Below are 12,385 nucleotides of genomic sequence, written 5' to 3' on the forward strand. Positions count from 1 at the left end.
CAGATGCAAGCTTTTGAATACCGTTTATTCGGGAAAAGGGTTTGTGACAAAACATGTCACAAACCCTTTTCATTATTTCGATAGAAAGGATAAAGAATGCAAAAAAAGATTGGCATCATCATCACTCTATTTTTTATTTGTATACTTGCTTCATGGTTTATTCAGCGTCAAGCTGCTCTATATGACGTACCTGTCATCGAGATCGAAAGAGTGAGAATAGAAGAGGATCAGCAATTGATTACAGGAAGATTAATGAACACGGACCAAAAAGGAGAAGTGATTTCTTTATCGGCTCCTTATCAAAAAAATCAAATCGAAACAGCAAATATAACAACAAGACAAATCTATCTTGTCCAAATGCATGGAGATGAATGGCAACTAGTAGCAAAAAAAAAATGATGGCTGGCTTTTTTTCTTTACAAGTATCTTCATTGTCACCATGTTGCTTATTGGTGGAAAACAGGGCGTATTTGCTTTAGGAAGTCTCATCGTCAACATCGTTTTACTTTTACTTTTGTTGCTCCTCTTTACCAAAACAGAAGGTATCTCTCTCTTAAATATAGCAATCTTATTTGTCGTTATAGGGATAATCGTTAGTATATTGGCGTTAGACGGATGGAATAGAAGCAGTATAATCAAAATTTCGGCTGCAGTTACAAGTGTTTTTTTAGCATTTTTTATTTGTCTTTTGACAATGAATCATTGGAAAGATCAAGGACTGCGCTATGAAGAACTAAATTATCTGACACGACCGTATCGTTCTGTTTTTCTTTCCAGCGTGCTGATCGGGACAGCTGGAGGGACACTCGATACCGTGATCACAGTCATTGCGACATTAGAAGAATTGACCAAGCAACAACCGAAAATATCAGCAAAACAGTTATGGCTTTCAGGAAGGCAAGTGGGCCGAGATGTGATTGGTTCGATGGCTAATATCCTTTTATTCGTCTATATCAGCGGAGCGATTCCGTCGCTTCTGTTATATTTAGGAAATCAATGGTCTTTCAAAGAAACGATAGAACAACATTTATCATTAGAGTTTTTACGCGTCATTGCTGGCAGCTTAGGAATAGTATTATCAATCCCCATCGCGGTCCTCTTTTTTCTCGCTGTAAGGAGGTTAAAAAAATGAATGTACTTATTATACTTGTTGGGATTTTCGCAATCAGTGTGCTATTTGTCGGTGGTACGCAAGGTATGTATATTCTTTTAGGATTATTCATTAATTTAGGAATCTTTTTCCTATTATTATTCGGCTATCATCAGGAGTGGCCGATATTGGTATTGTCGATTATAGGATTCCTATTGATCGCTGTGGTTATCTTATTTTTTATCAACGGTTATAATCTGAAAATGCGAGCCGCTTTTGCCAGTATACTGATCTTTTTGTTTTGTTTCCTACTATTGCTTCCTATCACTGATTTTTTAGCGATCCAAGGGTTTACTTCGATAGAACTAGAAGAACTATCTGGCTTAGATAAGACGTTAGCAATTGATTTTAGACTACTTACGAGGTCGTTGCTTCTGATCAGTCTTAGTGGTGCTGTTTTAGATGCGAGTGTAGCGATTTCTAGTGGAACATTCGAAGTATATCAGGCAAATCCGCAATTGTCTTTTAACCAATTGCGCCATGCTAGTTTTGCCATTGCTAAAAAAATATTGGCGTCAACAGTGATGACTCTTCTTTTTGCGTTTATGGGGAGTTCTTTAGCGTTGATTCTTTGGTTTATTGATTTAGATATTCCTTTTCAGCAAATAATCAATGAAAAATCATTTGTCTTGGAATATACGATGGCTATCCTTACCACATTGGCCGCACTACTTGTCCTGCCCTTAACTTGCGTGACTACAGCATATCTCTTTACAAAAAAGAAAGAACATCTCAAGATGGAGTAAAAGTTACAACTTAAGTCCTATGACATTTTTACTGAATCAGTGCATAATATGGATGTAAGGAAAAGCTTGCAAACAATTTTGCTTAAGGAGGCAATTTCCATGAAAGAAAGAGAACGTATTTTAGACTTAGTGAAAAAAGGAATCCTTTCGACTGAAGAAGGCTTAGATTTATTAGAAAGCATGGCAACTGAAAAAGACGAAAAACAAATCAAAAAAGAAGCAGACAAGGTAACTGCTAGTCATAAAGAAAAAGATCAGGCAAGTCAATTGATCGATGAACTTGAAAACGGTGAAGAAAAAATTTCTGAGCCAGTTGATCCAAAAGAAAAAGAAAGACAAGATCAAGAAAACTTAGAAAAGATCTTAGATGAACTAGCAACTGAAGCGAATAAAACTTCGGCGCGTCTAGACGAAGTAAATGCTCAATTCGCTGACAATAAGGCAGCACGCAATGAGAAACAGGAAGCATTGATGCAGCTGAATACAAAAGAAGAATTAGGCGAGTTGACAGAAGAAGAATTAGCACAGCGTCAAACGTTAGAAGCAGAAATCAAAGAGTTAGAAGCAACCGGCGATACACTATTAGAAGAACAATTGAAGCTGGAAGCAGAATTAAAAGATATCCGCAAGAACCAATGGTCTGAGAAAAAAGAAACGTTTACGGATAAGTTTGAATTGCCCGATGATTGGAAAGATCAAGCGACAGATACGCTGAATCAAGTAGGCGAAAAAATGTCAGAAGCTGGATCACAGTTAGGCAAATTCTTGAAGAAAACATTCCAAACTGTTTCAGAAACAGTAAATGACAACATGGAATGGAAAGATGTCAGCTTACGTGTCCCTGGAATTGCGACAACGAAATTTGAACATGAATTTTACTATGAAGCTCCTGCAGCAAGTATCCTTGATATCAAGGCAGCAAACGGAAACGTGACGTTAAAAACGTGGGACAGTGATGATGTGAAAGTGGAAGCTAAGATCAAACTTTACGGAAAGATGGGTGCTGAACCATTTGAAGCATTCTCTGAACGGAGCCAGATTGAGGTCAATGAAGATCATATCTCCTTCCAAATTCCAAATAAGCGTGTGCGTGCAGACCTTGTTTTCTACTTACCTAAACGAGTATACGACCATGCAGCTATCAAACTTCTAAATGGCAACATCATGATTGAGACATTGGAAGCTAAAGATATTTATACAAAATCTACGAATGGGAACATCATCGTGGACCAATTAACTGCAACGATGTTGGAAGTAGAAGGTGTAAACGGCAATATCGATATTCGAAACGGGAACATCTTAGATTCTATTATCGAAACAGTAAACGGAACAGTGACATTTGGTGCGACACCAGAAAACCTTTCTGTGTCTTTAGTAAATGGTGATGTACGTCTTACGATTAAAGAAGATAATTTGAAAAAAGTAGAAGCAAGTTCAGTGAACGGGAATGTCAAAGTTGCTTTACCAGATAGCATCGGTTTGGAAGGACACGCTAAAACAAGTCTTGGAAGCATCAACAGCCGTCTGTCCAATTACGAAGTAGTTCGTGAGAAAAAAGAACGGACAAACCAAATGTTGCAATTCCGTCGTGTTTCAGATGATGAAATCGCGCAAGTGCAACTTTCAACGACAACAGGAAGTATCTATTTAAAAGATACAGATAAATAAAGAGGTTGTGAAAGAGATGTTCAGCCTTGAGCAATAAGAAGCGAGCTTCCCCTATTTTACAAAGTTATGCCTTATTGCCGATAGGCTATCTCTTGAACACCGATTAAGAAGAAGGTTGTCACAACGATTTTCTTCATTTAAAATAGTAGAACAGAGGTGAGACATGATGAAAAAAAAGTTGACAAAATCCAATAAAAATGTTGTTTTGACAGGTACTTTAGCAGGGATTGGGGAATATATCGGGATTGATCCGACCGTTATCCGTGTGCTTTATGTATTCCTAAGCTTAGTTGCTTTTGGAAGTCCAATCATTTTATACATTTTATTAGCTTTGATTATCCCATCTGCGCGTTCTGCACGAACAAACTATGGACATAACAATGCATATTATGAAAAAAACAATTATCGTGAACAAACTCGTGAACAAACAAAAAAACGCAAAGAAGCGGAAAAAATCGATGATGACGAATGGAGTGACTTTTAATGTCGTACTTTCAGCGTATTTTGGTTAATACGTTAACATTCATATCGTTGGCTGTTCTTTTTCCTGCAATGGTCCATGTGAGCAGTATTTGGACGGCCGTTCTTGCCAGCTTCGTATTATCTGTGTTGAACATGTTTGTCAAACCGATTTTGACGATCCTGTCCCTGCCCTTTACATTAGTCACATTAGGATTGTTTACGTTTGTTATCAATGCAGCGATTCTTAAAATGACTTCCTTTTTTGTAGGAGCAGAACATTTTAGTTTTTCTTCATTTGGTGCAGCATTGTTAGTAGCTATCTTAATGTCACTTGTCAATGTAATTGTTAGTGAACATAACAGCAGAAAATAAAAAAAGCTGTGCCGAGATCTCGGCGCAGCTTTTTTGTTTAGAATCAAGAATGCGTTTTCTATTACATTGGTAATTAAATAAAAACGTTTTTTTTAATTGGTAGTACTTTTGGCTAGACAATGATAAAATGATAGAGAACACTCTAATAGAAATGAGGTAGCATGAATGTCAGAAGTTGTAAAAGTTAGCCAATTAGTAAAAAAATTATCTTTAGAAATCGTCACAGGCGACGAGAAAAGTTTAGACCGCGTCATCGTGACTGGGGACATCTCACGCCCAGGACTAGAGTTGACCGGTTATTTTAATTATTATTCCCATAATCGTTTACAGCTATTTGGCAGTAAAGAAATCAGTTTTGCGGAACGGATGATCCCAGAAGAGCGTTTGATCATCATGAGAAGATTATGTAGTGAAGATATGCCCGCATTTATTATTTCAAGAGGATTGCCGGCTCCGGAAGAAATGATCCAAGCAGCCAATGAAAATGGGATAGCTGTGCTGCGTTCGCCCATCTCAACATCCCGGCTACTAGGTGAATTATCTAGTTATTTAGATGGGCGCTTAGCCCCTCGAACAAGTGTCCACGGTGTGTTAGTCGATGTCTACGGATTAGGTGTACTAATTCAAGGTGACAGTGGGATCGGGAAAAGTGAAACGGCGTTGGAACTGATTAAGCGCGGACATCGATTGATTGCAGACGATCGAGTAGATGTCTATCAGCAAGATGAACTGACGGTAATCGGAGAACCTCCTAAAATCCTGGAACATCTGATTGAAATTCGAGGAATCGGGATCATTGATGTAATGAATCTTTTCGGTGCGAGTGCGGTACGAGGCTCTATGCAAGTCCAGTTAGCTGTTTATCTAGAAGCATGGGCGAAAGATAAGAAATACGACCGTTTGGGCTCTGAAGACACGACCGTTGAAATCGCGGAAGTGGGCATTCCACAAATAAAAATCCCTGTCAAAACAGGACGAAACGTTGCAATCATCATTGAAGTAGCCGCGATGAATTTCCGCGCACGTACAATGGGCTTTGACGCAACGAAAACATTTGAAGAAAGATTAAGTCGCTTGATTGAAGAAAACTCAGGCAATGACTAGCAAGGAGTGACAATATGTTAGCACAAATCAATCGAGTTGCTTTTGAGCTTGTAGGAATTCCTATCTACTGGTATGCATTGATTATCGTATCAGGAATCATTATTGCTATGTGGCTCAGCAGCAGAGAAGCTGTTCGGGTAGGATTAAAAGCAGATGACGTGACAGATTTTATGTTGTGGGGATTGCCGATTTCCATTATTGGTGCCCGCCTGTATTATGTTTTATTCGATCTTCCCCAATATATAGCTGATCCAATCCAAATATTCAATATCCGTTCAGGAGGATTAGCGATTTACGGGGGATTGATTGCAGGTGCAATCACACTGTACTTTTTTACCAAATATCATTTTATTTCTTTGTGGACCTTTTTAGATATTGCTGCACCAAGTGTATTACTGGCGCAGGCAATCGGACGATGGGGAAATTTCATGAACCACGAAGCGTATGGTCCAGACACGACTCGAAGTTTCTTAGAAAGTCTGCATTTACCGCAATTCATCATTGATAACATGTATATCGAAGGGATCTATCGACAACCAACCTTTCTTTATGAATCGCTTTGGAGTTTGATTGGATTTATTCTGCTTTTGGTTTTGCGGAAGAAACCACATCTTTTGAAAAAAGGAGAAGTCCTTTTATGTTATCTAATGTGGTATAGTTTCGGACGTTTCTTTATCGAAGGATTACGCACAGACAGCCTTTACTTTTTAGGTGTGATCCGCATTTCTCAATTATTGTCTGCTGTTTTATTTGTCGGCACATTGATTCTGTTTATTTGGCGTAGAAAAAAAGGAAATTTACCGGATTATGACCGCTCGTTAGGAAAAAATCAACAAATTATTTGATTTTCAGAGCGTTAAAAATGAAAAAAATTTCAGGAGTGGTAAAATGAATTATAGAGTAGCGGTTTTAGGACCAGGCTCTTGGGGGACTGCTTTGGCACAAGTCCTCGCTGAAAACGGACATGACGTTCGGATTTGGGGACATCGTGCTTCACAAGTAGAAGAAATCAACACCCAACACACCAATCAACGTTATTTACCAGATCATCATCTACCCGATTCCATCCGAGCATTCACCGATATGGAAGATGCAGTAAAAGATGCAGATGCGGTACTATTCGTTATCCCGACGAAAGCAATACGTTCTGTTGCAAAAGAACTAATTGCCAAATTGAATACAAAGCCAGTGATCATCCATGCAAGTAAGGGATTAGAACAGGGAACGCATAAAAGGATCTCTGAAATCTTGTTAGAGGAAATCCCGACAGAAAAAAGAAAAGCTGTTGCTGTTCTTTCTGGGCCAAGCCATGCGGAAGAAGTAGCAAAGCATGACATTACGACGATCACAGCGGCAAGCACAGATGCAAAAGCAGCAAAATATGTACAAGAGCTGTTCATGAACCATTATTTTCGAATCTATACCAACCCTGATGTGATTGGTGTAGAGATGGGGGCAGCTTTGAAAAATATCATTGCCATTGGAGCTGGTGCTATTCACGGCTTAGGGTTTGGTGATAATGCAAAAGCGGCAATCATGACGCGCGGATTAGCTGAGATCAGCCGTTTAGGTGTAGCAATGGGTGCCAACCCGCTGACCTTTATTGGCTTAAGCGGAGTAGGCGATCTAGTCGTTACTTGCACAAGTGTTCATTCCAGAAACTGGCGCGCAGGCAACTTGTTAGGACAAGGACAGCCTCTAGAAGAGGTGCTAGCCAATATGGGAATGGTCGTTGAAGGTGTGAATACTACTCAAGCAGCGATGGAACTAGCCCAAATGATGGAAATCGAAATGCCCATCACTCAAACAATCTATGAAGTGCTGTATGAACAAAAAGAAATCAAAACAGCCGCAAAAGAAATCATGTTACGTGATGGGAAAAAAGAAAATGAATTCTCATTAACAATTTTTTGAAGGAGCGAATGTATATGAAAGTAAAAAAAGCAGTTATTCCAGCAGCAGGATTAGGAACAAGATTTTTACCAGCAACAAAGGCGATGGCAAAGGAAATGTTGCCAATCGTGGACAAACCAACGATCCAATTCATCGTTGAAGAAGCGTTGAAATCAGGAATCGAAGACATCTTGATCGTTACAGGAAAAGCTAAACGACCAATCGAAGATCACTTTGATTCAAATATCGAATTAGAAACAAACCTAAGTGAAAAAGGAAAAACTGAATTATTGAAATTAGTAGAAGAAACGACAGATGTCAATTTGCATTTCATCCGTCAATCTCATCCAAAGGGGTTAGGACACGCCGTTCTTCAAGCAAGAGCCTTTATTGGAAATGAACCGTTTGTCGTTATGCTAGGCGATGATATCATGGAAGACGAAGTACCATTGACACAGCAATTGATCGATGACTATGAACGTACACACGCTTCTACGATTGCCGTTATGCAAGTTCCTCACGATGAAACTTCAAAATACGGAATCATCAACCCAGGGGAAGTACTGGAAGATGGGTTATACAATGTCAAAAACTTTGTTGAAAAACCAGATCCAAGCAAAGCACCAAGTGATTTAGCTATTATTGGGCGTTACTTATTGACTCCAGAAATCTTTGATGTATTATCAGAACAACAACCAGGTGCTGGAAATGAGATCCAACTAACCGACGCAATCGATACGTTGAATAAAACACAACGCGTATTTGCCCGTAAATTCACAGGTAAACGTTATGACGTTGGTGACAAATTTGGTTTTATGAAAACAAGTATTGAATATGGTCTGACACATCCAGAAGTAGGAGCACCTTTGCGTGAATACATCATGTCTTTAGGTAAAACATTAGAAGCAGAAGGAAGCAAGATCGATCATAATCCAAAAGGAATAACAGAAATCAAAGAAGAAAAGAAAAAATAATCATTTTTTTCTAACGAGCTTCAGCTGCTAATTGAATAAAAAGTAGTTGAAGCTCGTTTTTATTTGTTTAAAAAACACGAAAATGCTATCCTTATAGAAAAGAGAGACAAGAAGGGAGTTTGATCATGTCAGGAGGAGAAATTGCAGGATTGATCGCAGCAATCGCCTTTGCGATACTTGTCGTTTTCATCGTTCGCGTATTGTTGCAAGTTTCCAAAACTTTAGAAAAAGTAGACCAGACTGTCGCAGAAGCAAATACGACAATTGAGATCGTCACACAAGACGTAGATCTTTTATCTAGACAAGTAGAAGGGTTGCTGGTCAAAAGTAATGAGCTGCTCTTGGATATCAATGGAAAAGTCGCAACGATCGATCCATTGTTCACAGCAGTTGCTGATTTAAGTGAAAGTGTATCGGAACTTAATCATTCTAGTAAAAACATCGTGACGAAAGTCGGCGGAATCGGAAAAACGACAGCTAAAGCGACTGTTGCCGGAAAAGTCGGTGGAACAGCGATGAAATTTTTTAAAAACAAAAAACATACTGAAACGACAGGAGGAAAATAAGAATGGCTAAAAAAGGTGGATTTTTATTAGGTGCAGTAGTTGGAGGTACAGCCGCAGCAATCGCCGCATTATTGTTAGCACCCAAATCTGGTAAAGAACTTCGGGATGAATTGGCTGCTCAAGCAGACGATCTGATGGATATGGCTTCAGATTACACAGATATGGCAAAAGAAAAATCATCTGAGTTAACAGGGATTGCAAAAGAAAAAGCGCAAGATCTTTCTCAACAAGCAGGGGATCTAGCAGGTAATGTTAAGCAAAAGGTAAGTGAATCAGCAGAGGAAGCAGGAAGCGAATCAGATGATATCTTGTTAAACCTCAAAGAACAATCAGCTGATTTATCTAATCGTTTCAAAAAAACAGCAGAAGATCTGAAAAAACCAGCAGACGAATTAGGAAGTATTGCTAAAGATACTTCAGAAGATATCATGATCGATGTAAAAGATGCTGCAGGTAAAGCAGGAGAGACGGTCAATGAAGGAATGTCAGAAGCAAAACCAGTTGCAGATGACACAAAAGAAATGTTGAAAATGGCAAAAGAAGATGCAAAAGAAGCTAAAAAAGAAATGAAAGATACAATGACAGATTCGACTACCAATCACTAAGAATACTCATTTCTAGAATAAAAAGGTGAGAGCTGACCAGCTCTCACCTTTTTTATTTTCATTACTCTAAAACAAGTAATTCTTTTGGTGTAGTCGTGAATGGCACACAACCATCACTTGTCACATACACACAATCTTCGATACGTACCCCTACTTTTTCAGGAATATAGATTCCTGGTTCAAGAGAGAAGCACATCCCTTCTTCGATCACTAAGTCGTTTCCTTCTACAAGAGAAGGGAATTCGTGGACGGTTGTCCCGATTCCGTGACCTAAACGGTGATTGAAATATTCGCCGTAGCCATAGCTGTTGATCACGTTTCGTGCGATTTGATCAAGTTCACCTGCTGTCACACCTGGGCGAACTGCCTCTTGTGCGGCAAGCTGTGCTTCAAGAGTGATGTTGTAGATTTTTTCTTGGAATTCTGTTGGTTTTTGATAAGCCACTGTACGAGTAGCATCACTGCAATAGCCATTCCAAACAACGCCAAGATCGAATAACACTAGTTCATTTGGTGAAACCTTCGTGCTTCCTGGTGTACCATGAGGGCTTGCAGCGTTTGCTCCTGCAAGGACTAATGTGTCGAAAGACATTTGTGAAACACCTTGTTTTTTTAATTGGTATTCGATTTCTGCGATAATTGCTTGTTCAGTCACGCCTTCTTTTACTGTTTTGAAGCCAATTTCAAAGGCAACATCGGCCCATTTACCAGCTTCGATCAGTTTGTCTTTTTCTTCTACCGTTTTGATCAGTTGCAGACGCTGGATAATAGAAGTTAGATCGGTGTAAGAATCTGTACCTGTCAAGATATCAGAGATAGCATCGAAGCGATCGACAGTCAGAGCATTCTTTTCAATCCCTACATTACCAGGTTGCCCATAGCGTGCGCGAAGCTCTTTTCCGATGATCTCCCAAGGGTTTTCGCTGTCTAAGTAGCCACGTACATCGTACGCCCAGCTGCTGTTTTGAGCATCTTCAACTTCCAGAGCAGGAGTGAAAAGGAAAGGATCTTGTTCAAGAGGGATAAAAAGAGCTAGTACACGCTCGTGAGGATCACTTTCATATCCGGAAAAGTAAGCGATGTGGCCAGGGTCGCTGATATAAGCCAATTCTACTTGGTGTTGTGCCATCCATTGACGTAGTTCATTGATTTTTACGTTATTCATTTGGCAACCTACTTTCTAAATTAATTTTGTATTCAATAATTGTACCACTGATTGATTAAAAGACCAACGTTCTTAAAACTGAAAAAAGTAAAAATTTTCATGAAAACAGAGATAAAACGGTTGCAATTGTTGAGATTATTTGATATCCTATTTTAGAAATGTAAGACGTATTTTCAGAAAACATATAAAATATGAATAGGAGAACACAAATGGAAAAGCAAACAATCACTATCTATGATGTAGCGAGAGAGGCAAATGTTTCGATGGCTACTGTTTCACGTGTCGTAAATGGCAATCCAAACGTCAAACCAGCAACAAGAAAAAAAGTCTTGGAAGTTATCGATCGCTTGGATTATCGTCCAAATGCAGTCGCACGTGGCTTGGCAAGTAAGAAAACAACAACAGTTGGCGTAATCATTCCTGATGTCAGCAATATGTTCTTTGCCTCTTTAGCACGTGGTATCGACGATGTGGCAACAATGTACAAATACAATATCATCTTAGCAAACTCAGATGGCAACGATCAAAAAGAAGTCAATGTATTGAATAATTTATTGGCTAAGCAAGTGGATGGTGTGATCTTTATGGGTCACCATATCACAGACGAAATCCGTGGAGAATTTTCACGTTCAAAAACGCCTGTTGTACTAGCTGGTTCCATTGATCCAGATGAACAAGTAGGGAGCGTAAACATTGATTATGTATCAGCAACAAAAGATGCAGTAAATAAATTAGCAAAAAGCGGCAATAAAAAAATTGCTTTTGTCAGCGGTGCGCTGATTGATCCTATCAATGGTCAAAACCGTCTAAAAGGCTATAAAGAAGCATTAAGCGAAAACAATCTACCATATAGCGAAGGATTGATCTTTGAGGCACAATACAACTTTAAAGATGGTCTGTCTCTAGTTGACCGGATTCATAATAGCGGTGCAACAGCTGTCTATGTTTCAGACGATGAATTAGCCATTGGTATCTTGGATGGTTTATTAGACCGCGGCGTAAAAGTACCAGAAGAATTCGAAATCATCACAAGCAACAATTCTTTACTGACAGAAGTAGCTCGTCCTCGTTTGACAAGTATCACACAACCATTATACGATTTAGGAGCGGTATCCATGCGCCTATTGACGAAAATGATGAATAAAGAAGAAGTCGAAGAAAAAACGATTATCTTGCCTTATGGAATCGAAGAAAAAGGATCAACTAAATAATAAAAGATCAATCATTTAGAGGTTGTTCCAAAAGTGGTCAACTTCTGGAACAACGTTTATTCGAGAAAAGGGGTTATGACAAAATTTTGTCATAACCCCTTTTTTTTGTGACTTTAAAAAAAGAGAGAATGGCGGAAACAAACCTTACGTCCATCGTATACGACACAATCTGTGCGTAGATGCTACATTTTGTTCACTACTATCAAAATTACTTTAAAATGAAAACGTGATAAAAAAGAAAGTAGAAAAGTAGATAAGTAACTCTAAAAAATTCAAAAAAATCCAGGCTCGATTGCGTACTTATCTTAAAGGAGAAACAATCCATCGTACATAACCCGAAAGGAGACTTCTATTTACCTAAGAAAAGACGAAAGACCATAGTCATCATTTTGACCATTCTTACTATAGGAATCGGAGGGAAAGTCTACATGGACAAAAGAGAAGCACAAAGACAGAAAGATTTACTCGC

Annotated in this window: 14 protein-coding genes; 13 read left to right on the forward strand and 1 reads right to left on the reverse strand. The window is 38.9% G+C overall.

Translation table 11 applies throughout. From position 1 onward, the window contains the following. Positions 1-96 precede the first annotated feature (96 nt). The 12 genes from ESP02_RS13400 to ESP02_RS11865 all read left to right on the forward strand — a co-directional run bounded on the left by ESP02_RS13400 (position 97) and on the right by ESP02_RS11865 (position 9,540). Entirely contained in the window at positions 97-399 is a 303-nt protein-coding gene (locus tag ESP02_RS13400) for a hypothetical protein (RefSeq protein WP_002400537.1), read from the forward strand. Positions 400-439: 40 nt separating this feature from the next. Then, complete coding sequence (locus tag ESP02_RS11815; RefSeq protein WP_002400536.1) at positions 440-1,132, forward strand: YibE/F family protein; 693 nt, start codon at positions 440-442, stop codon at positions 1,130-1,132. Beyond that, positions 1,129-1,896 carry a YibE/F family protein gene (locus ESP02_RS11820; protein ID WP_002400534.1) on the forward strand — a complete coding sequence of 256 codons (768 nt, stop codon included), beginning with the start codon at positions 1,129-1,131 and terminating at the stop codon, positions 1,894-1,896. Before ESP02_RS11815 ends, ESP02_RS11820 begins: the two co-directional genes overlap by 4 nt. A gap of 99 nt (positions 1,897-1,995) precedes the next feature. After that, a complete protein-coding gene (liaX, locus tag ESP02_RS11825) occupies positions 1,996-3,564 on the forward strand; it encodes a daptomycin-sensing surface protein LiaX (protein ID WP_025478457.1) in 1,569 nt (522 codons plus the stop codon). A gap of 163 nt (positions 3,565-3,727) precedes the next feature. Next, positions 3,728-4,048 (forward strand): PspC domain-containing protein, encoded by a 321-nt coding sequence (locus tag ESP02_RS11830; protein ID WP_002294972.1) that lies wholly within the window; start codon positions 3,728-3,730, stop codon positions 4,046-4,048. Beyond that, positions 4,048-4,398 carry a phage holin family protein gene (locus tag ESP02_RS11835; protein WP_002289566.1) on the forward strand — a complete coding sequence of 117 codons (351 nt, stop codon included), beginning with the start codon at positions 4,048-4,050 and terminating at the stop codon, positions 4,396-4,398. Before ESP02_RS11830 ends, ESP02_RS11835 begins: the two co-directional genes overlap by 1 nt. A gap of 165 nt (positions 4,399-4,563) precedes the next feature. Further along, positions 4,564-5,502 carry an HPr(Ser) kinase/phosphatase gene (gene hprK, locus ESP02_RS11840; RefSeq protein WP_002289568.1) on the forward strand — a complete coding sequence of 313 codons (939 nt, stop codon included), beginning with the start codon at positions 4,564-4,566 and terminating at the stop codon, positions 5,500-5,502. Positions 5,503-5,516: 14 nt separating this feature from the next. Further along, positions 5,517-6,347 carry a prolipoprotein diacylglyceryl transferase gene (lgt, locus tag ESP02_RS11845; protein WP_002308605.1) on the forward strand — a complete coding sequence of 277 codons (831 nt, stop codon included), beginning with the start codon at positions 5,517-5,519 and terminating at the stop codon, positions 6,345-6,347. Positions 6,348-6,390: 43 nt separating this feature from the next. Then, positions 6,391-7,416, forward strand: coding sequence for an NAD(P)H-dependent glycerol-3-phosphate dehydrogenase (locus tag ESP02_RS11850; protein WP_038398506.1), 1,026 nt, complete (start codon positions 6,391-6,393; stop codon positions 7,414-7,416). A gap of 14 nt (positions 7,417-7,430) precedes the next feature. Further along, positions 7,431-8,369, forward strand: coding sequence for a UTP--glucose-1-phosphate uridylyltransferase GalU (galU, locus tag ESP02_RS11855; protein WP_002291647.1), 939 nt, complete (start codon positions 7,431-7,433; stop codon positions 8,367-8,369). A 125-nt stretch (positions 8,370-8,494) separates the two neighbouring features. After that, positions 8,495-8,935 carry a DUF948 domain-containing protein gene (locus tag ESP02_RS11860; protein ID WP_002308608.1) on the forward strand — a complete coding sequence of 147 codons (441 nt, stop codon included), beginning with the start codon at positions 8,495-8,497 and terminating at the stop codon, positions 8,933-8,935. Between the two features lie 2 nt (positions 8,936-8,937). Then, positions 8,938-9,540 carry a YtxH domain-containing protein gene (locus tag ESP02_RS11865; RefSeq protein ID WP_002400529.1) on the forward strand — a complete coding sequence of 201 codons (603 nt, stop codon included), beginning with the start codon at positions 8,938-8,940 and terminating at the stop codon, positions 9,538-9,540. A 61-nt stretch (positions 9,541-9,601) separates the two neighbouring features. On the opposite strand, the gene ESP02_RS11870 is transcribed toward ESP02_RS11865, so the two are convergent. Beyond that, entirely contained in the window at positions 9,602-10,705 is a 1,104-nt protein-coding gene (locus ESP02_RS11870) for an aminopeptidase P family protein (protein ID WP_002400528.1), read from the reverse strand. 209 nt (positions 10,706-10,914) lie between these two features. Between ESP02_RS11870 and ccpA the strand changes: the two genes are divergently transcribed. Then, positions 10,915-11,916: a catabolite control protein A gene (ccpA, locus tag ESP02_RS11875; protein WP_002291653.1), complete on the forward strand. Its 1,002-nt coding sequence runs from the start codon at positions 10,915-10,917 to the stop codon at positions 11,914-11,916. Positions 11,917-12,385: the final 469 nt, after the last annotated feature.

Origin of the sequence: Enterococcus sp. NBRC 3427 (assembly GCF_007996925.1) — a bacterium.
Classification (GTDB): domain Bacteria; phylum Bacillota; class Bacilli; order Lactobacillales; family Enterococcaceae; genus Enterococcus_B; species Enterococcus_B lactis.

What these genes read in the sequence shown, in the direction of transcription:
- liaX (WP_025478457.1), top strand. Translation starts at nt 1,996, where the DNA reads ATGAAAGAAAGAGAACGTATTTTAGACTTAGTGAAAAAAGGAATCCTT.
- ESP02_RS11850 (WP_038398506.1), top strand. Translation starts at nt 6,391, where the DNA reads ATGAATTATAGAGTAGCGGTTTTAGGACCAGGCTCTTGGGGGACTGCT.
- ccpA (WP_002291653.1), top strand. Translation starts at nt 10,915, where the DNA reads ATGGAAAAGCAAACAATCACTATCTATGATGTAGCGAGAGAGGCAAAT.
- ESP02_RS11820 (WP_002400534.1), top strand. Translation starts at nt 1,129, where the DNA reads ATGAATGTACTTATTATACTTGTTGGGATTTTCGCAATCAGTGTGCTA.
- lgt (WP_002308605.1), top strand. Translation starts at nt 5,517, where the DNA reads ATGTTAGCACAAATCAATCGAGTTGCTTTTGAGCTTGTAGGAATTCCT.
- hprK (WP_002289568.1), top strand. Translation starts at nt 4,564, where the DNA reads ATGTCAGAAGTTGTAAAAGTTAGCCAATTAGTAAAAAAATTATCTTTA.
- ESP02_RS11870 (WP_002400528.1), bottom strand. Translation starts at nt 10,705, where the DNA reads ATGAATAACGTAAAAATCAATGAACTACGTCAATGGATGGCACAACAC.
- ESP02_RS11865 (WP_002400529.1), top strand. Translation starts at nt 8,938, where the DNA reads ATGGCTAAAAAAGGTGGATTTTTATTAGGTGCAGTAGTTGGAGGTACA.
- ESP02_RS11835 (WP_002289566.1), top strand. Translation starts at nt 4,048, where the DNA reads ATGTCGTACTTTCAGCGTATTTTGGTTAATACGTTAACATTCATATCG.
- ESP02_RS11815 (WP_002400536.1), top strand. Translation starts at nt 440, where the DNA reads ATGTTGCTTATTGGTGGAAAACAGGGCGTATTTGCTTTAGGAAGTCTC.
- galU (WP_002291647.1), top strand. Translation starts at nt 7,431, where the DNA reads ATGAAAGTAAAAAAAGCAGTTATTCCAGCAGCAGGATTAGGAACAAGA.
- ESP02_RS11860 (WP_002308608.1), top strand. Translation starts at nt 8,495, where the DNA reads ATGTCAGGAGGAGAAATTGCAGGATTGATCGCAGCAATCGCCTTTGCG.
- ESP02_RS11830 (WP_002294972.1), top strand. Translation starts at nt 3,728, where the DNA reads ATGATGAAAAAAAAGTTGACAAAATCCAATAAAAATGTTGTTTTGACA.
- ESP02_RS13400 (WP_002400537.1), top strand. Translation starts at nt 97, where the DNA reads ATGCAAAAAAAGATTGGCATCATCATCACTCTATTTTTTATTTGTATA.